Annotated in this window: 17 protein-coding genes, 1 tRNA gene and 1 pseudogene; 4 read left to right on the top strand and 15 right to left on the bottom strand. The window is 67.1% G+C overall.

Features of this window, described 5'->3' with window-relative positions; all coding sequences use genetic code 11:
• Position 1: 1 nt before the first annotated feature.
• From ACHMXA_RS24325 to ACHMXA_RS24290, 8 genes and pseudogenes are all read right to left on the bottom strand, one after another.
• Positions 2 to 478: a DUF6538 domain-containing protein gene (locus tag ACHMXA_RS24325; protein WP_395316596.1), complete on the bottom strand. Its 477-nt coding sequence runs from the start codon at positions 476 to 478 to the stop codon at positions 2 to 4.
• A gap of 112 nt (positions 479 to 590) precedes the next feature.
• Positions 591 to 666: transfer RNA gene (locus tag ACHMXA_RS24320), tRNA-Thr, on the bottom strand.
• 25 nt (positions 667 to 691) lie between these two features.
• Positions 692 to 1702: a class 1 fructose-bisphosphatase gene (locus tag ACHMXA_RS24315; protein ID WP_176667253.1), complete on the bottom strand. Its 1011-nt coding sequence runs from the start codon at positions 1700 to 1702 to the stop codon at positions 692 to 694.
• 133 nt (positions 1703 to 1835) lie between these two features.
• Positions 1836 to 4539: pseudogene (gene pepN, locus ACHMXA_RS24310) on the bottom strand (aminopeptidase N).
• Complete coding sequence (locus tag ACHMXA_RS24305) at positions 4526 to 5221, bottom strand: HAD family hydrolase (protein ID WP_395316595.1); 696 nt, start codon at positions 5219 to 5221, stop codon at positions 4526 to 4528. Before ACHMXA_RS24305 ends, pepN begins: the two are co-directional and overlap by 14 nt.
• A gap of 5 nt (positions 5222 to 5226) precedes the next feature.
• Positions 5227 to 6331, bottom strand: a protein-coding gene (gene prfB, locus ACHMXA_RS24300) for a peptide chain release factor 2 (protein ID WP_176667250.1) whose coding sequence is annotated in 2 segments (ribosomal slippage) — positions 5227 to 6249 and positions 6251 to 6331 — 1104 coding nt in all. Because the reading frame shifts where the segments join, the coding sequence is not laid out codon by codon here.
• 91 nt (positions 6332 to 6422) lie between these two features.
• Complete coding sequence (locus ACHMXA_RS24295) at positions 6423 to 7205, bottom strand: SIMPL domain-containing protein (protein ID WP_395316594.1); 783 nt, start codon at positions 7203 to 7205, stop codon at positions 6423 to 6425.
• Positions 7206 to 7332: 127 nt separating this feature from the next.
• Positions 7333 to 8145, bottom strand: coding sequence for a MetQ/NlpA family ABC transporter substrate-binding protein (locus ACHMXA_RS24290; protein ID WP_395316593.1), 813 nt, complete (start codon positions 8143 to 8145; stop codon positions 7333 to 7335).
• Positions 8146 to 8386: 241 nt separating this feature from the next.
• Between ACHMXA_RS24290 and ACHMXA_RS24285 the strand changes: the two genes are divergently transcribed.
• Genes ACHMXA_RS24285 through ACHMXA_RS24270 form a run of 4 tightly spaced genes read left to right on the top strand, consistent with a single transcriptional unit; the run spans position 8387 to position 11152 of the window.
• A complete protein-coding gene (locus ACHMXA_RS24285; protein ID WP_176667247.1) occupies positions 8387 to 9259 on the top strand; it encodes a methionine ABC transporter ATP-binding protein in 873 nt (290 codons plus the stop codon).
• Entirely contained in the window at positions 9252 to 9914 is a 663-nt protein-coding gene (locus tag ACHMXA_RS24280) for a methionine ABC transporter permease (RefSeq protein WP_093200265.1), read from the top strand. Before ACHMXA_RS24285 ends, ACHMXA_RS24280 begins: the two co-directional genes overlap by 8 nt.
• A gap of 35 nt (positions 9915 to 9949) precedes the next feature.
• The gene (locus ACHMXA_RS24275) at positions 9950 to 10777 is read left to right on the top strand and encodes a MetQ/NlpA family ABC transporter substrate-binding protein (protein ID WP_395316592.1); all 828 of its coding nucleotides are present in this window, start codon (positions 9950 to 9952) and stop codon (positions 10775 to 10777) included.
• A gap of 24 nt (positions 10778 to 10801) precedes the next feature.
• Positions 10802 to 11152 carry a hypothetical protein gene (locus ACHMXA_RS24270; protein ID WP_395316591.1) on the top strand — a complete coding sequence of 117 codons (351 nt, stop codon included), beginning with the start codon at positions 10802 to 10804 and terminating at the stop codon, positions 11150 to 11152.
• Positions 11153 to 11431: 279 nt separating this feature from the next.
• Here ACHMXA_RS24270 and ACHMXA_RS24265 read toward each other — a convergent pair whose 3' ends face one another.
• The 7 genes from ACHMXA_RS24265 to ACHMXA_RS24235 all read right to left on the bottom strand — a co-directional run bounded on the left by ACHMXA_RS24265 (position 11432) and on the right by ACHMXA_RS24235 (position 18989).
• Complete coding sequence (locus ACHMXA_RS24265) at positions 11432 to 12790, bottom strand: LLM class flavin-dependent oxidoreductase (protein ID WP_395316590.1); 1359 nt, start codon at positions 12788 to 12790, stop codon at positions 11432 to 11434.
• Positions 12787 to 13500, bottom strand: a complete 714-nt coding sequence (locus ACHMXA_RS24260) for a MetQ/NlpA family ABC transporter substrate-binding protein (protein ID WP_395316589.1) — start codon at positions 13498 to 13500, stop codon at positions 12787 to 12789. The genes ACHMXA_RS24265 and ACHMXA_RS24260 overlap by 4 nt, the downstream gene beginning before the upstream one ends.
• Positions 13501 to 13758: 258 nt before the next feature.
• Positions 13759 to 14151, bottom strand: coding sequence for a DUF4150 domain-containing protein (locus ACHMXA_RS24255; RefSeq protein ID WP_019658249.1), 393 nt, complete (start codon positions 14149 to 14151; stop codon positions 13759 to 13761).
• A 23-nt stretch (positions 14152 to 14174) separates the two neighbouring features.
• The gene (locus ACHMXA_RS24250) at positions 14175 to 14813 is read right to left on the bottom strand and encodes a DUF3540 domain-containing protein (RefSeq protein WP_395316588.1); all 639 of its coding nucleotides are present in this window, start codon (positions 14811 to 14813) and stop codon (positions 14175 to 14177) included.
• 65 nt (positions 14814 to 14878) lie between these two features.
• Positions 14879 to 15928, bottom strand: coding sequence for a pentapeptide repeat-containing protein (locus ACHMXA_RS24245; protein ID WP_395316587.1), 1050 nt, complete (start codon positions 15926 to 15928; stop codon positions 14879 to 14881).
• Positions 15925 to 18528: a DUF2169 domain-containing protein gene (locus ACHMXA_RS24240; protein WP_395316586.1), complete on the bottom strand. Its 2604-nt coding sequence runs from the start codon at positions 18526 to 18528 to the stop codon at positions 15925 to 15927. The genes ACHMXA_RS24245 and ACHMXA_RS24240 overlap by 4 nt, the downstream gene beginning before the upstream one ends.
• A complete protein-coding gene (locus ACHMXA_RS24235; protein ID WP_395316585.1) occupies positions 18525 to 18989 on the bottom strand; it encodes a hypothetical protein in 465 nt (154 codons plus the stop codon). Before ACHMXA_RS24235 ends, ACHMXA_RS24240 begins: the two co-directional genes overlap by 4 nt.
• Between the last annotated feature and the right edge of the window lie 6 nt (positions 18990 to 18995).

Here is an 18995-nt window from a genome sequence, read left to right as displayed (position 1 = left end):
CCTACCGGAACCAGCTCCAGCCCCTGGTCAATGTTCGACTGGCACAGCTGATCTCGATTGCACTGGCGCTAACATCCCGTTCGACAGTCGTTAAGTAGTCGGCGGGGTCGGCGTCCTGGTACACACGATCATTCCCGCCAGCATGGCGCATGAGTTTGTTGTCAATGTGGTCATGCAGCAGCTCGATGGCGCGAGGATCGTTGTCTGGCGAGTGTGGGGCCAGCCCATACGAACGGAGGAGCGCATCAGCGTGAACCTGAAGTGCCTTCGGGGAGGACTCCGGCGATGCCAGCAGACCGGCCCACTCAGCTTCTACTTGACGATTCAGATCGGCCACCAATCGGGCCACCTTCACGGGGTCCGTCGTTTTGAGGACCTTTTTGATCGTAGGGCTTGGGTAGCGATCACGAAGTGCCGTGGGCACAGACCGCTGGTAGATCGTCGTACCGCCTCGCGGGTACGTGTACTTGATGGTCACTTCGAGGGGGCCGAAAAAAGTCTCACAGGGATAGCTTCCACAGAAACTACCACACTGGAGACCTTCGGATCGCCCGAAAGCCGCATGGATAGGGGCTTTCGGGACTTTTAGTTGGTGCCGGAGAGATGAATCGAACACCCGACCTTCTCATTACGAATGAGCTGCTCTACCGACTGAGCTACACCGGCGAAGCCTCAGATTATAGCCAAGAAATCAGGCCTTCTCTGCGTGGTACTGCGTCAAACGCTCAACTTCGTTTCTAGAACCCAACATCACGCTCACCCGCTCGTGCAGTTTGGTGGGCTGCAGGTCCAGGATTCGCTGCTTGCCGTTGGTGGCTGCGCCGCCGGCCTGCTCGACCAGCCAGCTCATGGGGTTGGCCTCGTACATCAGGCGCAGCTTGCCGGCCTTTTCGGGCTCGCGCTTGTCCCAGGGGTACATGAAGACGCCGCCGCGCATGAGGATGCGGTGCACGTCGGCGACCATGCTGGCGATCCAGCGCATGTTGAAGTCCTTGCCCCGCGGGCCTTCCTTGCCGGCCAGGCATTCGTCGATGTAGCGCTTCACGGGCTCGTCCCAGTGGCGCATGTTGCTCATGTTGATCGCGAATTCCTTGGTGTCGGGCGGAATCTGGATGTCTTCCTGCGTCAGCACGAAGCTGCCCTGTTCGCGGTCGAGGGTGAACATGGCCACGCCGTTGCCCACGGTCAGCACCAGCGTGGTCTGTGGGCCGTAGATGCAGTAGCCGGCGGCCACCTGCTGGGTGCCTGCCTGCAGGAAATCGCTTTCCTGCACGCCGGGGTGGTCGTCGGGCTTCTTCAGCACGCTGAAGATGGTGCCGATGCTGACGTTCACGTCGATGTTGCTGCTGCCGTCGAGCGGGTCGAACATGAGCAGGTATTCGCCCTGCGGATAGCGGTTGGGCACCACGTGGATGGATTCCATTTCCTCGCTGGCCATGGCCGCGAGGTGGCCGCCCCATTCGTTGGCCTCGATCAGCACTTCGTTGGCGATGATGTCCAGCTTCTTCTGGATCTCGCCCTGCACGTTCTCGCTCTCGGCCGTGCCGAGCACGCCGCCCAGTGCGCCCTTGTTGACGGCCTGGCTGATGCTCTTGCAGGCGCGCGCGACCACTTCGAGCAGCAGGCGCAGCTGGCCGGGAATGAGGCCGTCGGCGCGCTGCTGTTCGACGAGGTAGCGGGTGAGGGAAATCTTCTGGGCCATGGGATATGTCCTATGCAATGTTGAGGGTCTGTTCGCGAAACACCGCCGGAACCGGCTTTGCCGGGCCGCAGGTGTTGCCCCCTGCAAGGGGGTTGGCGAAGCGACACGAAGTGCGCGAAGCCTGGGGGTGTGCTCAATTTCCTGCAAGAGCGCGGGTCACCACTTCGTGCGTGTCCTTGCTCAGGTCCGGCTTGGCCGCCACGCGGGCGATCGCTTCGCGCGCGGCGCTGCGATACGGCTCGGCCAGCTTGCTCCAGCGGTCGAGCGCGCGCGCGAGGCGGGCGGCAACCTGGGGGTTGATGGCGTCGAGCTCGATCACGCGCTCGCTCCAGAACACATAGCCGGCCGCGTCGGGGCGGTGGAAGGCGCCGGGATTGGCGCTGCAGTAGCTGAAGATCACGCTGCGCGCGCGGTTCGGGTTCTTCAGCGAGAAGTCGGGGTGCTTCATCAGCTGCTTCACCAGCGGCAGGATGTCGCCGCCGCGGTCGGGCGCGCCGGCCTGCAGCGAGAACCATTTGTCGATGACCAGCGCCTCGTCCTTGAAGATGGCGTGGAAGCGCGCGAGCGCCTGCGCCGCCAGCGTGTGGCCCGACGACACCAGCGCGTTGAGCGCGTTGAAGCGGTCGGTCATGTTGCCCGCGTCCTTGAAGCGCTGCAGCGTCTTGCCCGGCCACACGACGTCGCCCGAGGAGCGCACCGCCAGGCACAGGAAGTTGAGCGCCATGCCGGCCAGCGCGCGGCGGCCGGAGGAGGTCGGGGTCGGGGCTGTAGGCGCCGGTGTCGTGGTTCTGTTCGTAGGCCCACTCCCAGTCGGCAAAAAGGGCCGTGGCCAGCTGGGCGCGCATGGCTTCGCGCACCAGGTGCACGCGCTGCGGGTCGACCACTTCGAGCTGCTCGGCAATGTAGGTTTCCGAAGGCAGCGTGAGCACCAGTTCCTTGAAGGCGGCGTCGAGCTGCGGGTTGCGCAGCACGCTGCGCATGGCGTCGATGTACGCGTCGTTCAGCACCGGCGTGGTGTCGGTGGCCAGGGCGGCAATGCCGTTCAGCGCGGCGCGCAGGCCCAGGCGCTGGCCGGCTTCCCAGCGGTTGAACGGATCGGGGTCGTTGGCCAGCAGGGTGAGCAGCTGGGCGTCGGTGTACTCGAAGTCGAGGATCACCGGCGCGCTGAAGCCGCGCAGGATGGAGGGCACCGGCTCGGCATCGAGGCCCGTGAAGGTGATCTGCTCGCCGGCGCGCGACAGCACCAATGTGCGGGTGCCGTGCGTCGGTTGGCTCTCGCCTTCGAGCTGCAACGGCAGTTCGCGGCCGCTGGCGTCGAGCAGGCCGATGTTCACCGGAATGACGAAGGGCTCCTTCGTCGGCTGGCCCGGCGTGGGCGGGCAGCTCTGCACCACGCTCAGGGTGTAGCTGCGGTTCTGGGCGTCGTACACGCCGTGGGCGGCAAGGCGCGGCGTGCCGGCCTGGCTGTACCAGCGCTTGAACTGGGGCAGCAGGCGGGCGAGTTCCGATTCAGGGTTGGCGTCGGCGATCGCCTGCGCGAAGTCGTCGCAGGTCACGGCCTGGCCGTCGTGGCGCTCGAAGTAGAGCGTGATGCCCTTCTCGAAGCCCTTGCGGCCGACCAGCGTCTGCATCATGCGCACCACCTCGGCACCCTTCTCGTAGATGGTGACGGTGTAGAAGTTGCTGATCTCGATGTAGCTGTCGGGCCGCACCGGGTGGGCCATGGGGCCGGCGTCCTCGGGGAACTGGGCGGTGCGCAGCACGCGCACGTCCTCGATGCGCTTGACGGCGCGCGCCGATGCGTCGGCACACAGGTCCTGGCTGAATTCCTGGTCGCGGAAGACGGTGAGGCCTTCCTTCAGCGAGAGCTGGAACCAGTCGCGGCAGGTCACGCGGTCGCCGCTCCAGTTGTGGAAGTACTCGTGGCCGACCACGCTCTCGATGTTGCTGTAGTCGGCGTCGGTGGCGGTGGCCTGGTTGGCCAGAACGTACTTCGTGTTGAAGATGTTCAGGCCCTTGTTCTCCATGGCGCCCATGTTGAAGTCGCTGGTGGCGACGATCATGAAGCGGTCGAGGTCCAGCGGCAGGCCGAAGCGGGCCTCGTCCCACAGCACAGAGTTGATGAGCGAGTTCATCGCGTGCTCGGTCTTGTCGAGGTCGCCGGCGCGCACGTACACCTGCAGCAGATGCTCCTTGCCGCTGCGCGCCTTGATGCGCTGCTCGCGCGCCACCAGCTTGCCCGCCACCAGGGCGAACAGGTAGCTGGGCTTCTTGAACGGGTCGACCCACTTGGCGAAGTGGCGGCCTTCGGGCAGCTCGCCCTGTTCGACCAGGTTGCCGTTCGACAGCAGCACCGGGTAGGCCGCCTTCGAGGCACGCAGCGTGACGGTGTACATCGCCATCACGTCCGGACGGTCGAGGAAATAGGTGATGCGGCGGAAGCCCTCGGCTTCGCACTGCGTGAAGAAGGTGTCTTCGCTCACGAACAGGCCCATCAGCTTGGTGTTCTTGACGGGGCAGCAGGTGGTGAAGATCTCGAGCTCGAAGCTGTCGGGCAGGCCGTCGATGACGAGCTGCTCGCCCTCCATGCGGAACGAGGCGCCCTGGCCGTTGACCAGCACGCGCGCCAGGTTGAGCTCGTCGCCGTCCAGGCGCAGCGGCTGCACCGGCACCTCGGGGTTGCGGCGCATCTGCATGCGGTTGAGCACGCGGGTCTTGGCGGGGTCGAGGTCGAAGGTCAGGTCGACGGTGTCGATCCAGTAGGCCGGAGCGGCGTAGTCTTCGCGGCGGATGGCGATCGGTTGGCCTTGGGCACCGCGAACATCAGGTAGCAGCATCGAGGGTCTCCAGAAATTTCGAATGGGCGAGTTCGTCGTAGTCGCGAACCGCGGCGATCACATGGGGGCCCGCCAGCTCGGCGGCGGTATGGGTACTGCACACGGCCACGGCGCGCATGCCGCCGCGGCGGGCGGCCTCGATGCCGAAGGGGGCATCTTCGAAGACGATGCAGCGCTCGGGCGCAACGCCGATGCGGCGCGCGGCTTCCAGGAAGATGGCGGGCGTGGGCTTGCCGGAGAAACCCTCGTCGCCGCCCACAATGGCTAGCGGCAGCGGGTCCATCTTCAGGCGCGACATGGCGAACTCGATGTTGTGCCTGTCGCCGGCCGTGCCGACTGCCACTTTCAGGCCACGCGCAACAGCTGCCTTGGCGAAGGCCGTGAAGCCTGCCACCTCGGTGAAGTTGTCGCTGAACATGGCTCGGTAGATCTCTTCCTTCTCGTGCACCAGTGCCAGGCACTCGTCGTCGGAGAGCTCGCGCTGGAACAGCTCGCGCATGCACTCGGCGCCGGTGCGGCCCGTGGTGCGCGCGAGGATGTCGCTCACGTCGAGCTTCAGGCCGTGACGCGCCACGAACTCGACCCACGACCGCGCATGCCACGGCATGGAGTCGATCATCGTGCCGTCCATGTCGAAGATGAAGGCTTCGACCTTGCCACCCTTCAGGCTTTGCAGGCTCATCGGCTTCACACGCCCTGCTTGAGGGAGGCCTCGATGAACACGTCGAGGTCGCCGTCGAGCACCTTCTGCGTGGCCGAGACCTCGACGTTGGTGCGCAGGTCCTTGATGCGGCTGTTGTCCAGCACGTAGCTGCGGATCTGGTGGCCCCAGCCCACGTCGGTCTTGCTGTCTTCCAGCTTCTGCTGTTCTTCCTGGCGCTTGCGCATCTCGTGGTCGTACAGGCGCGAGCGCAGGCGCTTCCAGGCCACGTCGCGGTTGCTGTGCTGGCTGCGGCCGTCCTGGCACTGCACCACGATGCCGGTCGGGATATGCGTCAGGCGCACGGCCGAGTCGGTCTTGTTGATGTGCTGGCCGCCGGCGCCGCTGGCGCGGAAGGTGTCGGTGCGAACGTCGGCCGGGTTGATCTCGATCTCGATGGAGTCGTCGATCTCCGGGTACACGAAGATGCTGGCGAAGCTGGTGTGGCGCCCGCCCGAGGAGTCGAAGGGCGATTTGCGCACCAGGCGGTGCACGCCGGTCTCGGTGCGCAGCAGGCCGAAGGCGTAGTCGCCTTCCACCTTGATGGTGGCGCTCTTGATGCCGGCGGTGTCGCCGGGGGTTTCGTCCTCGAGCTGGGCCTTGAAGCCCTTGCGCTCGGCGTACTTCGTGTACTGGCGCAGCAGCATGCTGGCCCAGTCGCAAGCCTCGGTGCCGCCGGCGCCGGCCTGGATGTCGATGAAGGCGTTCAGCGGGTCGGCCGGGTTGTTGAACATCCGGCGGAATTCGAGCTGCTTGATGTCGGCTTCGAGCGTGGCGGCGTCATCGGCGATGGCCTGCAGGCCGGCGATGTCGCCGTCTTCCTTCGACATCTCGTAGAGCTCGGTGTTGTCCGACAGGCCGCTGGTGAGCCGGTCGAGCGTGACGACCACGTCGTCGAGCGCCTTCTTTTCCTTGCCCAGCTCCTGGGCCTTCTTCGGGTCGTTCCAGACGTTGGGATCTTCGAGCGATGCGTTGACCGTCCTCAGACGTTCGGCTTTTGCATCGTAGTCAAAGATACCTCCGTAAATCGACCGTGCGGGCGCTCAGGTCCGCGAGCATTGCGCCGATTTGGTTGATCTGTTCTGCGTCCATGGGGTGTCCTGACTGTCTGGCTGTGTAGGGGAGGGTGTCCCGGGGGAACCCGCCATTTTCTCACGGGTGACAGATGACCCCGGAAGCAGCGTTATTCAAGCTGGAAGTCGACGCTGATCGTGGCCGTGATGCTGATCTGGCCGACTGACAGGTCGCCTTCGCCGCTTTCTCCGCCTTCGCCCTGGCCGCCGGAGCGCGGGGCCACCTGCATCACGTTCTGTTGCATCAGCTGGCCCTCGTTTCGGTAGCGGCCGGCCCAGCCGCCCCAGTTCCAGCCAGAGCTTTCGCTGATGCGCATCGCGCGGCCGCGCTTCACGCCGAGCTGGGAGGTCAGAGCGTCGGCCTTCTCGCGCGCCGCGATCACCGCCAGCTCGCGGGCCTTGTCGCGGTGCTTGCGCATGTCGGTGTTGCGGAATTCGATGTTCTCGACCTGGTTGACGCCCACCGCGTACAGGTCGGTCAGCAACGGCTCGAAGGTGTCGAGCTTCGTCACCTTGATGCCGATGCTCTTGTGGGCCACGTAGGCCCTCGGGACGGTATAGCTGCTCTGGTAGTCGTACGTGGGCTGGACGTCGATGTAGTTGACCTGCACGCTCTTCTCGGGGATGCCGTAGCGCTTGATGACCGCCAGCGCCTTGGCGATGCGCTCCCGGTTGTCGGTCGTGGCGACCTGCAGGTTCTTGTCCCGGCTCTCGACGCCGACCGTGAGGTAGACCTCGTCCGGCGCCACGCGCACGGCGGCCGAGCCGCTCACGCTGATCTGGCCGGGCGCCTGGTTGCCGGCTTCCCTGAGCGCGGGCTGCGCCGGGGCGGTGGTCGCGGCGGCCAGCGCGAGGGCGCCCAGGCCGGCGGAAAAGGTGCGTCGAGAGAACATGGAAAGGACCCTCCGGGTTGATGAAGCCCGAAAGATACCTTCAGACACATGTCAGGCGTAAAAAGAAAAAGCCCCCGGGGCGCGGCGCGGGCGCACAGGGGGCAAGGGGGGACAACCGGGGTGCGTGTCAGAACGCCGGAACCAGCGAGCCCTTGAACTGGGTCTCGATGAAGCTCTTCACCTCCGGCGACTGGTAGGCCGCCACGAGGCGCTTGGCCCAGGGCTTGTCCTTGTCGGCGCGGCGCACGGCGATCAGGTTGGCGTAGGGGCTCTTGGGCGATTCCTTGATCACCGCGTCCTTGTTCAGCGACAGGCCGGCCTTCTCGGCGTAGTCGTTGTTGATGGAGGCGATGGTCAGGTCGTCCAGCGAGCGCGGCAGCTGGGCGGCGTCGAGCGCGACCAGCTTCAGCTTCTTGGGGTTGGTGACCACGTCCAGCGGGGTGGCGTTGTTGTTCTTCACCGCCTCGGGCTTCAGCGTGATGAGGCCGGCCGACTGCAGCAGCAGCAGGGCGCGGTTGCCGTTGGACGGGTCGTTCTGGATGCCGACCGAGGCGCCGTCGGGCAACTGGTCAATCGACTTGATCTTGCGCGAGTAGAAGCCCAGCGGCGCGGTGATGGTCAGGCCCACGGGCACGATGTCGAAGCCGCGCGCCTTGTTCTGGTTGTCCAGGAAGGGCTGGTGCTGGAAGGCGTTGGCGTCGAGGTCGCCAGAGGCCAGGGCGGCGTTGGGCAGCTGATAGTCGTTGAACACCACGACCTGGATGTTCAGGCCGTCCTTGGCGGCGACCTTCTTGACCACCTCGAAGATCTGCTCGCCGTTGCCGACGGAAACGCCGACCTTGATGTTGTTCTTGTCCTGCGCGAAGGCGCCGGAGCCTGCGAAGAGGGCGGCTGCCAGGGTGGCGAGGGCGAGGGTGCGGCGACGGAAATTGGTATGCATGTGCTTGCGCGAATCGAAAAAAACGAAGGCGCGAATGTGGCATTGCCGGGTCCGAAAAGGAACGAACCAATGTGCATATCGATATGGCGTGTCGCGCCCGCCACAAGATGCTCTTATGTGCGTATCCATATAAACAGCATCCTTTTTGTTCGTTCCCTTTCGCTGCGTTTCTTTTCATACTCGGCACCTTTTTGCGAACCTACGCGACCTGCGCCACCCGCGCGGGCCGCGCTTCTTCTCCATGACCCACCCTACGCCTGACCAGGGCCGCGGCGATCACGCGGCGCCAGTCATCCGTCTCCAATCGGTGCAGAAATCCTTCGCCTTGCCCAACGGCGAGGTGTTCGACGCCGTGCAGTCGCTGTCGCTCGACATCCAGCAGGGCGACGTGTTCGGCCTGATCGGCAAGAGCGGCGCCGGCAAGTCCACGCTGCTGCGCCTCATCAACCTGCTGGAGCGGCCCGACGCGGGCCGCGTCTTCGTCGGCGGGCGCGACCTCACCACGCTCTCGCGCAGCGAACTGCGCGACACGCGCCAGAACATCGGCATGATCTTTCAGCAGTTCAATCTGCTGCAGAACGCCACGGTGTTCGACAACGTGGCCTTCCCGCTGAAGATCCACGGCCGCCACTCCAAGGCCGAGATCGATGCGCGCGTGCGCGAATGCCTGGCCCTGGTCGGCCTGGCCGAGAAGATCGACACCTACCCGGCCCAGCTCTCCGGCGGCCAGAAGCAGCGCGTGGCCATCGCCCGCGCGCTGGCGCCGCGCCCGCAGGTGCTGCTGTGCGACGAGCCCACCTCGGCGCTCGACTCCGAAACCACGCGCTCGCTGCTGGAGACGCTGCGCGATATCAACCAGAAGATCGGCGTGACCATCGTGATCGTGACGCACGAGCTGTCGGTGGTCGAGGTGCTGTGCCGCAACGTGGCCATCCTCGAAAAGGGCCGGCTGGTGGAGCAGTTCGCGGTCGATGCCGCGGGCGAGGCCGAACGCAAGACCGCGCTGGGCCGCGAGATCGACGAGCTGGTGCGCCGCCGCGAGCGAGAGGCGCGCGAATCGCGTTCCGCGCAGCCGTCCGCCCAGGTTGGCGCACAGGAGCTGGCCTATGTTTGAGAACATCGCCCCCATCCTCCCCGAGCTGTGGGTCGCCACCGGCCAGACCTTCATGATGCTGGCCATCGGCCTGTCGGCTGCCGTGCTCATCGGCGGGCCGCTGGGCATCCTGCTGTTCCTGCTGGGGCCGGGCCAGTCGCTGGAGAACAAGCCGGCGTTCCTGGTGCTCAACTGGCTGGTGAACACGGTGCGCTCGTTCCCCTTCATCATCCTGCTGGTGGCGCTGGTGCCGTTCACGCGGGTGATCGCGGGCACCTCCATCGGGCCGCTGGCGGCCGCGGTGCCGCTGTCGTTCGCGGCCATTCCCTACCTGGCGCGGCTGGTCGACCAGTGCCTGCGCGAAGTGCCGCGCGGCGTGATCGAGGCGGCCCACGCCATGGGCGCGACCGAGCTGCAGATCGTCTGGCGCGTGCTGCTGGTGGAGGCCCGCTCGGGCCTGGTGCTGGCGCTGACCGTGCTGGCCGTGAGCTTCCTCTCGTACTCGGCCGTGGCCGGCGTGGTGGGCGGCGGCGGCATCGGCGACCTGGCCATCCGCTACGGCTACTACCGTTTCCAGACCGACGTGATGGTGCTCACCGTGGCGCTGCTCGTGGTGCTGGTACAGATCCTGCAATTCGCCGGCAACGCCACGGCACGCAGGCTCGACAAGCGTTGATCTCTCACTTTTTTCCTTCCAGCTTTTCCAATCTCATGAAGACCGTTTTCCTGCGCCGTTCCGTTCTCGCCCTGTCGCTGGCAGCCCTTTCCCTGGGCGGCCTCTCGCTGCAGGCCCACGCGCAAGACCCCGCCAAGAAGAACCTGGTGATCGGCGGCACCGCCGGCTCCAACGCCGACCAGCTCAAGGCCGGCATCGTGCCCATCCTCGAAAAGAAGGGCTACAAGGTGAAGCTGGTCGAGTTCAACGACTACGTGCAGCCCAACCTCGCGCTGGCCCAGGGTTCGCTCGACGCCAATTTCTTCCAGCATCAGGTCTACCTGAAGAAGTTCGCGGCCGATCAGAAGCTCGACCTCGCCGAACTGGTGCAGGGCCCGATCGCGCCCATGGGCGTGTACTCGACCAAGCGCAAGACGCTGGCCGACGTGAAGGAAGGCGACCGCGTGACGCTGCCGAACGACCCGAGCAACCTGGCCCGCGCGCTGGTGCTGCTGGAGCAGAACAAGCTGCTCACGCTGAAGACCGGCATCGATCCGCTGCGCGCCACCGAGAAGGACGTGGCCGAGAACCCGAAGAAGCTGAAGTTCATTCCGCTCGAAGCCGCCCAGCTGCCGCGCTCGCTCGGCGACACCGAGTACGCCATCGTCAACGGCAACTTCGCGATCTCCTCGGGCCTGAAGCTCACCGAGGCCGTGGTGCTCGAAAAGACGCCCGACTACTACCTGAATGTGGTCGCCGTGAAGACCGCCGACAAGAACACCCAGTGGGCCAAGGACATCGCCGATGCCTATCGCTCGAAGGAGTTCAAGGCGGTGGTCGACAGCAAGTTCCAGGGCTACGCCAAGCCCAGCTTCCTGCAGTAATCCTCCTTTCAAGAAAGGCTCCCCATGCCCGTTCTGGCCGTATTCGATGCTCAGGGAAGCTGGCGCGACACGCACGTGTGCGACGGCTGGATCACCGAACACCTGGCCGGGCAGGGCGTGAGCTGGGGGCGCGGCAGGAAGAAGGGGCAGCGCGTGCTCGACAGCGCGGGGCTCTTCTATCTGCCGACCGATGACGGCTATATCGGGCTGCTGCTCGAAGCCGGCGAGTGGGCTTCCATTCCAGCGGGCAAGGCGCATTTCTTCGATGCGGGTGAAGCCGAATCGCTCGAAGGATTGCCGGCCTCGCTGCCGCTGTTCGAAGGCTTCGTCGAAGAAGTCCTGGCCCTGACGGGAAACGACGCCGACGAAGAGTGAGTCGGATGGTTTCCGGGGCGCGTGCACAGGCCGCCGGGTACTCCCCTCCGCGAATGTCCCCCGGGCCTGCGGCCCTCCTCCTTTATTTCGCTGCGGGGAGCACCCGACGCCCTGTGCTTATGGGCGCTCTGCTGGTGCCGGTGGTTCGACCGTCGCGCTTGTCGATCACGACGATGGGGTGCCTTGCGCAGCGAAATAAAGGAGGAGGCCGAAGGCCGGGGGACATTCGCGGAGCAAGGTACCCCGTCGGCGTGATCGTCCCCTGAACAACAAGCCTTTTCAGGCCGCCAGCCGCTGCTGTGCTGTCCGCCCCGCAGGCCGCGCCAGCCCCAGGTGATCGCGCAGCGTGCGCCCCTCGTATTCCGTGCGAAAGATCCCGCGCTTCTGCAGGATCGGCACCACCCCGTCGACAAAATCCTGCAGCCCGTGCGGCAGCGCATCAGGCATCAGGTTGAAGCCGTCGGCGGCACCGGCCCTGAACCAGCGCTCGATGTCGTCCGCGATCTGCTCCGGGGTGCCGACGATCACGCGGTGCCCGCCGCCGCCCGCGAGTTCGCGGATCAGCTGGCGCACCGTGTAGCCGTGCGTGCGGCCGGCTGCGACCACCGCGTTGAAGAAGGTGTGGTTGCCGTTGCCATTGGCGGGCAGCGGCAGGTTGTCGGGCAGGCGCTCGTCGAGCTTCAGGCGGTCGGGCGTGATGCCCAAGGTGCCGGCGATGCGCGTGAGGCTGTAGTCCCAGGGAATCAGGTCCACCAGCTCGTCGCGCCGGCGGATGGCTTCGGCCTCGGTGGCGCCGACGATGGTGGTCAGGCCCGCGAGCACCTTCACCGCGTCGGGGCCGCGGCCCAGTTCGGCGGCGCGGGTCTTGAGCGCTCGGGCGTATGCCAGCGATTCCTCGAAGGACTGCGAGGCGGAAAACACCGCCTCCGCATGGCGCGAGGCCAGCTCGCGCCCGTCGGCCGAAGCTCCGGCCTGCACCAGCACCGGGTGCCCCTGCGGCGAGCGCGGCAGGTTCAGCGGGCCCTGCACCGCGAAGTGCTCGCCGCGATGCGCAATGGCTTGCACCTTCGCCGTGTCGATGAAGCTGCCGCTGGTCTTGTCGCCGACGAAGGCGTCGTCCTCCCAGCTGTCCCACAGCGCCTTCACGATGTCGGTGAACTCCGAGGCGCGCGCGTAGCGCTTCGCGTGGTCGGGCACGGCGTCGAGGCCGAAGTTGCGCGCCGAAGGCAGGTCGGCCGTGGTCACCACGTTCCAGCCCGCACGGCCGCCGCTCACGTGGTCGAGCGTCGCGAAGCGGCGGGCGATGTTGTAGGGCTCGTTGTAGCTGGTCGAGGCGGTAGCGATCAGCCCGATGTGCGTCGTGGCCGCTGCCACGCAGGCCAGCAGCACCGTGGGCTCCAGCGCGGTGATCGGGCGGAAGTGGATCTGGTCGACGATGGCCGCGTTGTCCGCGAGGAACACCGCGTCGAGCTTGCCCGCCTCGGCGATCTGCGCGGTGCGGATGTAGTGCTGGACGTCGGCGAAGGCCCACGGATCGCTCTCCGGCAGGCGCCACGCCGAGGGCACGAAGCCCGAATGCAGGATGTTGACGTTGAGGTGCAGCTGCCGCGGCGCGGTCTTGTTGTTCGAAAGGCTCATTGGGAGAAGTAGTCGGGCAGCCGGTAGCCGGCCCATGCCGGGTTGGCCCTGAAGAAGCGCTGGAACTCGGCCGACTGGTACGCCGCCGCGATGTCCTGCGCGAACTTCGCGTTCTCGTTGCTGCGCTTGACGGCCACAACATTCACGTAGGGCAGCGTCATGTTCTCCAGCTTCAGCGCCTCGGTGAGCTTCAGGCCCGATGCGATGGCGAAGTTGCCCTGCACGGCGGCGATGTCGGCATCGGCCAGCGAGCGCGGCGCTTGCGCGGCCTCCAGCGGCACCAGCTTCAGGCGCTTGGGGTTGGCGACGATGTCGCGTTCCGACACCGAGATCGGGCTCACGCCCGGCTTGAGCGTCACCCAGCCGATACCCGCGAGGATGTTGAGCGCGCGCGCCGCGTTCACGGGGTCGGAAGGCAGCGTGACCGTGGCGCCGTCGGGCACGGTGTCGAGCGACTTGTGGCGCTGCGAATAGAGGCCCATCGGCGGCGTCGGCACGTGCACCACCGGCACCAGGTCGAAGCCCTGCTGCTTGTTGGTGGCATTGAGGTACAGCGTGTGCTGGAAGATGTTGGCGTCGATCTGGCCGCGCTCCACCGCGTCGTTGGGCTGCACGCCCTGGCTGAACTCGACGTACTTGACGGTGTAGCCCAGCTTCTTCAACTGGGGCTCGATGCCGTTGGTGAAGGCATCGCGGTAGGGGCCGGGCATGAAGCCCACGCGCAGGTCGGCGGCGTGGGCGGAAGCTGCACCGCCAGGCTCAGGGCGAAGCCGCCGAGCAGCGGTGCAAAGCGGCGCAGCCACGACGGCGCGCGCGAAGAGGAAGACATGACGACAACTCCAGGGGGACGGCGAAAAGGAGTTGGGCACTCTAGGGCGCGATGCCTGTGCGGCGAACGAAGATTTGCGCGCTTCCTTATCCGCTGGCCGGATATGGGATGCCGGCCCGGCTCCGGCGGGCCCCCGGTTTCAGGGCGAGAGGATCATCACCTTGCACTGGCTGGGCACGATGCGCATGCCCACCATGTTGCCCCGGTTCTGCGTGCTCAGGCTGGTCATGCGCGTTGCAGGCGTGCCCTTGACCAGCACGGTGAACGCGCCGGTCACATGCCGCGACTGGCTCATGAAGGTCTGCGAGACGATGCCGCCGCCCGCGCCGGTGGTGTCGCCCAGCGTGATCGGCGTGGTGGTCGCCATGTTGTGCGCGGGCATGCACATGAAGAGGATGTTCCAGGCATTCGGTACGGCCGTGGGGCCGAACGCCATGTTGGGATATGGAATGGGCGCCATCGCGGCGGGCGGCGTCTTGCAGACGTCGGGAAAGGCGAGGTCCATTCCCATCAGCTGGCAGTTGGCGAACATGGCGGTGCTCCTTTGGGTGGGGGTCAGCCCATGTGGATCTGCGCGGCATCGACCTTGACGAGGTCGCTGGCCGTGACCACGGTGTGCTTGGCGTGCACGCGCGCCGTGCCGCCGGCTTCGCAGTCGAGATGGCCGACGCGGACCTGCTCGGTCTCGTCCACCACGCGCAGTACCTTTCGCGCCATCTGCACCACGCGGTCCGCCACCGATTCGAAGACCTGGCCGACCAGCCGCAGCCGGCCCACCGTGGCGTCGAGCGCCTGGCTGGTGAAGCGCATGTCGTCGACGCGGCACTGGCCGCTGTCCGCCTGCAGGTTCCATTGCGCGGCCCGCATCTGCAGTTCCGCGCCGCTGCTCAACTGCAGGCCGGCCGGGCTTTCGATCGACAGCGCGCCGGCCGCATCGAGCCGGCTGACCGAACTGTCGGCCTGTTCGAGCACGGCGATCAGGTACACCCGCGCGCTGTCGGGGCCCGAGAGCAGCACGGTGTCGCCCGCTTCGGGCCGCAGCAGGCAGCTGGCCGCCCGGCGGCAGCGCCAGGTTTCGCCGTGGTCGTCTTCCACCTCGAAGTTCGAATCGGGCAGCGAGGCCGTCAGCCGGCCGACGAAATGGACCGGCACGGCGGTCGTCGCGAGGCCGGGGCGCAGTGGAACGACATTCATGGCTGATTCCTTTTCGATGTGGGTTGGTTTGTTTTTCGGAAAAAGAGGGCAGTCGGAGGCGGGGTTCAGTGCGGCCCGGACCAGGCCTGGGCCTGGAAGAGTTCGGGCTCGTTCTCGATGATTCCGGCGCGGCTGGAAAACCGGGCGCCTTGCTGCTGCGCGCGATGCAGGCGGGTGCGCAGGAAGTGAGCGCCGCCGAGGTCGGCGCCGCTCAGGTCGGCGTACGAAAGGTCGGCGTCCTGCATCGCGGCGTCGCGGAAGCTCGCGCCGGTGCAGCGTGCGCGATGGAACACGCAAAGCGGCAGGCGGGCTCCGGAGAAGTCGGTGCGCTCCAGCAGGGCCTCCGCCCAGATCGACTGGTCGAAGCGTCCGCCGCTGCAGCGGGCGTCGCCTAGGTCGGCCTCGGGGAACAGGGCCTGGCATGCATCGGCGTTCGAGAAGTTCGCCCGCTTCAGCGTCGCGCCCTTGAAGTTGGCCTGGGTGAGCGTGGCGCCGCTGAATTCGGCGTCGTCCAGGCGGCTGTCGGTGAACTGGCACATGGGGAGCGAAAGGCCGGTGAAGCGCTGTCCGCTCAGGTCGCACTCCAGGAACATCGCGTTCATGGCCGACGCGCCCTGGAAGACGGCAGTTCTCAGGTCGAGCCGGTGGAAGGTCACGTAGGCCAGCACCGCGCCGCTGAAATCGGCATGTCCGAGCTGCGACTCCATGAAGCTCGCCCGTTCGAAGCGGGACGACCCCAGCCGGCTTTCAGTCAGTTCGCAGCGAAAGAACCTCGCGAGGTCGAGCCCGGCTTGCGCGAAGCTGGCCCGCGCCGCATGGCATTCGGCGAAAGAGGCTCCTTCCAGCTCGGCGGCCTCGAAGCGCGCGGCATCCATGCGGCTGCGGAAGAACTGCACTTCCTTCAGGCGAGCGAAGGAGAAGTCGCAGCCCGAGAGCGTGCAATGCGACAGCGAGCTGCCCTCGAGGTTGGCGTGCGAGAAGTTCGCGCCGCCGAAGTCGACGTCGTCCATCATCGCGCCCGAGAGGTCGAGGCCGCTCAAGTCCCACCCCCTGCAGTCGGCGCTGCCGACCTGAATGCCGTGGCGGACCTTGTCGACCAGTTCATCGCGGGTCATTCGGCGGCGGGGGCGCGTCGCGCGGGCAAGGTTCGGGCGTGCCGCGTGTAGGCGCCGAGCAGATGCGTGGTGCCGTCGATCAGGCTTTGCGACACGTCGGTGCGGAACAGGTTGGCGCCGCTCAGGTCGGCCTGCGTGAAGACGGCCTTGGAGAAGTTGGCATCGATGAGGTTGGCGCCGCGCAGGATGGCGCCGGTGAGGTCGGCGCGCACGAAGAGGCTTTCGCCGGCGATGAGCCGCTCCAGGTTGGCCTCCTGCAGTGCGCATTCGGAGAAGTCGCAGTTGTCCAGCCGCGCCTGCGCCAGGTCCGCGCGCGTCAGGGGCGTGGTGCGCAGCCCGCAATGCTTGAGCACGCAGCGGCGCAGCACGGCTGTGGCAAGGGTGCTGCCGTGCGCGAAGCTGCAGGCGTCGAGCCGCGCGTCGGAGAAGTCGGCCGACTGGCTGCAGTCGGTGGTGACGAAGCCGCAGCGCACCAGCGACGCGTTGACGAAGCGCACGTCCGCCAGCGTGCATTCGAGCCACACCACCTGCCGGAACGAGGCGCCGTCGAAGGCGATGCCGTTCATGTGCAGCTTCGTCAGGAACACCTGGTGCCAATCGGAGCCGCGAAAGTCGCACCGGCTGATCTCGCTCTCGCCCAGGCGCGTCTGGTCGAACGTGGTGTTGGCCATGTTGCACGACACGAAGCGCGTCTTCTCGCAGTTGGCTTCGCTCAGATCGGCGCCCGAGAAGTCCGCGAACTCGCATTGCGCGCCGCCGAGGTTGGCGCCGCGCAGGGTCGCATCGGCCAGCGAGGCGCGAGACAGCCTGGCGCGCGCCAGCACCGCGCCATTGAAGTTGGCGTTTGCGAGCAGCGTTCCCTCGAGGTTGGCGTCTTCGAGGGCGGCGCTGGAAAAATCCGCGCCGCTCAGGTCCATGCCCGAGAGGTCGGCACCGACGAGCCGCATGCCGCGGAAATCGCGCTCGCCGGGAGCCGCCGCCTCCAGCTGCCGGCGCAGCTTTGCCGAGCGGAACGAAGGCATGGGCGGCGCGGGGTCGAAGAGGTGGGCGCCGTGGAGGTAGCCCTGCCTGATCTGCACCGTCATCCGCTCCCTGGTTCCGGCGGGCAAGAGCGCGGGGGCGGGGCTCGTGGTGGACGACGAGGCGGCCGGCGTGGCGGCGAGCTGTTCGAGCTGCCGGATGAGCGCATCCGGATCGAAGCGCTGCGGCTGCTCGCGGCTCCTGTTGAGCAGGGCGGGGTCGATCTCGTCTTCCTGCCTGCGGCGCATCTGCGCGCTTTTCGCCTCGAGTCTGCTTCGGGCTTCCATCATTTCTCCCTGCATGCGCTCGAAATGCTCGGGCACGTCGTCGAAGGCCAGCGGCGCGGCCGGGGGCTGGGGCGCTGGTAGGTATTTGTCGGGGTCCACGCCCAGTGCGATGAGCTCGGCGCGCCGTTTCTCGTGGTCGCGCAGCTGTCCGGCGCGGAGGTTGCGCACCAGCGGCCGCTGCATCGGGTCGGGTGCGTCGAGGACGCTCCAGTTGCCCAGGACCTCCCTCGGCGCGAGATCGCTGTCGCGAAAGGCGAGCAGGCCGCCGCGGGCGGTGTCCAGCCGCTGGAGCAGCACGGACTGGTAGTGCTCGGGCGTGCGCGGCTGCCGGGGCAACTCCAGCGCCGGCATGATGTGCCGCACGTCCGCCGCGTCGTCCTCGCGCACCGGCAGCACGCCGTGCCAGACGAGCGCCACGCGCTCGCGATGCGGAAAGAACCAGGCGGTGGTCAGCCGCAGGCCGATCTCGCGCAGCCCGTTGCCGTCCTTGTCGAAGCTCGCGAAGCAGCGTGCGCGCCAGTCGGGCAGGGTGCCGGCGAGCACCGGCTTCTCGGGGTGCATGTTGAGGATCTCGTAAGGAGCGCCGGGCGGCAGCTCCTGCAGGGCGGGCCAGCGCTGGTCTTCGGGCGCGGCGTTGAAGAAGCGCCAGTCCATGTCCGCAGCGAAGCCGGGGAAGTGACTGTCCAGCCAGTGCTGCCCGAAGCTGCTGCCCATCAGGGCCATGCGCCGGGGGCTGTCGATGGGCAGCGGGCCGAAGCTGGCGGGCGCCACCTCCTGCCCGCGCGAGCGCACCCGCCCGTGAACGGCTTCCACGTTGGGTGCGCGGCGGGTGTGCACGCCGTTGACCGTCTCGTCGAACGCGCCGGTGCCGGCCGGGTTTTCCGGCACGTTCGGGCCGCCGTAGGCATGCGCCCAGTCCAGCGGCATCGCGTCGAAGGGCTGCGGCGCGCTCAGTCGGCCGTCGAGCCAGTAGCGGTCGCCGGATACGTGCAGGGACTTCTCCAGGCCGGCCACGCGCAGGCGCACGGCGCATTCGGTCTTGTCCTGCTGGTGGCGGGTGTAGGCGTGGCCGCTCGCGAGCACTTCCGGCATGGACTTGGGCACGCCCATGTCGAACACGCCCATGCCGCCGACTTCCTCGCCGACGGTCTGCCACAGCTCCTGGTCGGCCATGAGCTTCGGTTCCGCTTCCAGGCTGGCGAGCGCCGTGACGGCCACGCCGAGCTGGTCGACGCCCTGCCAGCGATACGGCCGGGTGAGGATGCCGAGGCGCAGGGGCTTGACGGTCTTCATCGGCCGGCGGCCTCCGGGGATGGGCGAGGGCGGGTGAGATCGTCGCCGTGGTGGGCCGGGAAGTCGCCGCTGCGCTCCAGCACGACTTCATGGCTCGCCGGGTCGAAGCGCACCGCGACGGTCTTTCTGGCCGCATGCCCAGGCAGTTCGGGCAGGGCGATGGCGGCGGTCTGGTCGACCTCGAAGGCTTCGCTGCCAGCCGTGGGCTGCACGCGAAGATGCAGCTTCGCGATCGCCCAGGTGGCGCCTTCGCCCGAGCGGCGCTGGCCGGTGTCGGACAGGGAGATCACCAGCGCCATGGCGGGCGTCCCGTTCGCGAGGATGTCGACGGCCCTGCGCGTGCGCGCGAGTCTTGCGGCGTGCTTGCGGCGTTCGCGCACGAGCGTGACGCACAGGGTGAACGCCAGCCACGCAAGCAGCGGTGCCAGCACCCACCAGATCGAGAAGGAGACATCCGGCATCCGGCC

Origin of the sequence: Variovorax sp. UC74_104 (genome assembly GCF_044055375.1) — a bacterium.
In the GTDB taxonomy this organism is placed as follows: domain Bacteria; phylum Pseudomonadota; class Gammaproteobacteria; order Burkholderiales; family Burkholderiaceae_C; genus Variovorax.
The sequence above is the reverse complement of the archived record's forward strand: the minus strand, read 5'-3'. Positions and strand labels throughout refer to the sequence as shown.

Excerpts from the sequence above, each read along its gene's own strand:
- ACHMXA_RS24315 (WP_176667253.1), bottom strand. The coding sequence starts at position 1,702 with ATGGCCCAGAAGATTTCCCTCACCCGCTACCTCGTCGAACAGCAGCGC.
- ACHMXA_RS24250 (WP_395316588.1), bottom strand. The coding sequence starts at position 14,813 with ATGAATGTCGTTCCACTGCGCCCCGGCCTCGCGACGACCGCCGTGCCG.
- ACHMXA_RS24255 (WP_019658249.1), bottom strand. The coding sequence starts at position 14,151 with ATGTTCGCCAACTGCCAGCTGATGGGAATGGACCTCGCCTTTCCCGAC.
- ACHMXA_RS24240 (WP_395316586.1), bottom strand. The coding sequence starts at position 18,528 with ATGAAGACCGTCAAGCCCCTGCGCCTCGGCATCCTCACCCGGCCGTAT.
- ACHMXA_RS24265 (WP_395316590.1), bottom strand. The coding sequence starts at position 12,790 with ATGAGCCTTTCGAACAACAAGACCGCGCCGCGGCAGCTGCACCTCAAC.
- ACHMXA_RS24280 (WP_093200265.1), top strand. The coding sequence starts at position 9,252 with ATGTTTGAGAACATCGCCCCCATCCTCCCCGAGCTGTGGGTCGCCACC.
- ACHMXA_RS24305 (WP_395316595.1), bottom strand. The coding sequence starts at position 5,221 with ATGAGCCTGCAAAGCCTGAAGGGTGGCAAGGTCGAAGCCTTCATCTTC.
- ACHMXA_RS24245 (WP_395316587.1), bottom strand. The coding sequence starts at position 15,928 with ATGACCCGCGATGAACTGGTCGACAAGGTCCGCCACGGCATTCAGGTC.
- ACHMXA_RS24260 (WP_395316589.1), bottom strand. The coding sequence starts at position 13,500 with ATGCCCGGCCCCTACCGCGATGCCTTCACCAACGGCATCGAGCCCCAG.
- ACHMXA_RS24290 (WP_395316593.1), bottom strand. The coding sequence starts at position 8,145 with ATGCATACCAATTTCCGTCGCCGCACCCTCGCCCTCGCCACCCTGGCA.
- ACHMXA_RS24295 (WP_395316594.1), bottom strand. The coding sequence starts at position 7,205 with ATGTTCTCTCGACGCACCTTTTCCGCCGGCCTGGGCGCCCTCGCGCTG.
- ACHMXA_RS24235 (WP_395316585.1), bottom strand. The coding sequence starts at position 18,989 with ATGCCGGATGTCTCCTTCTCGATCTGGTGGGTGCTGGCACCGCTGCTT.
- ACHMXA_RS24285 (WP_176667247.1), top strand. The coding sequence starts at position 8,387 with ATGACCCACCCTACGCCTGACCAGGGCCGCGGCGATCACGCGGCGCCA.
- ACHMXA_RS24275 (WP_395316592.1), top strand. The coding sequence starts at position 9,950 with ATGAAGACCGTTTTCCTGCGCCGTTCCGTTCTCGCCCTGTCGCTGGCA.
- ACHMXA_RS24270 (WP_395316591.1), top strand. The coding sequence starts at position 10,802 with ATGCCCGTTCTGGCCGTATTCGATGCTCAGGGAAGCTGGCGCGACACG.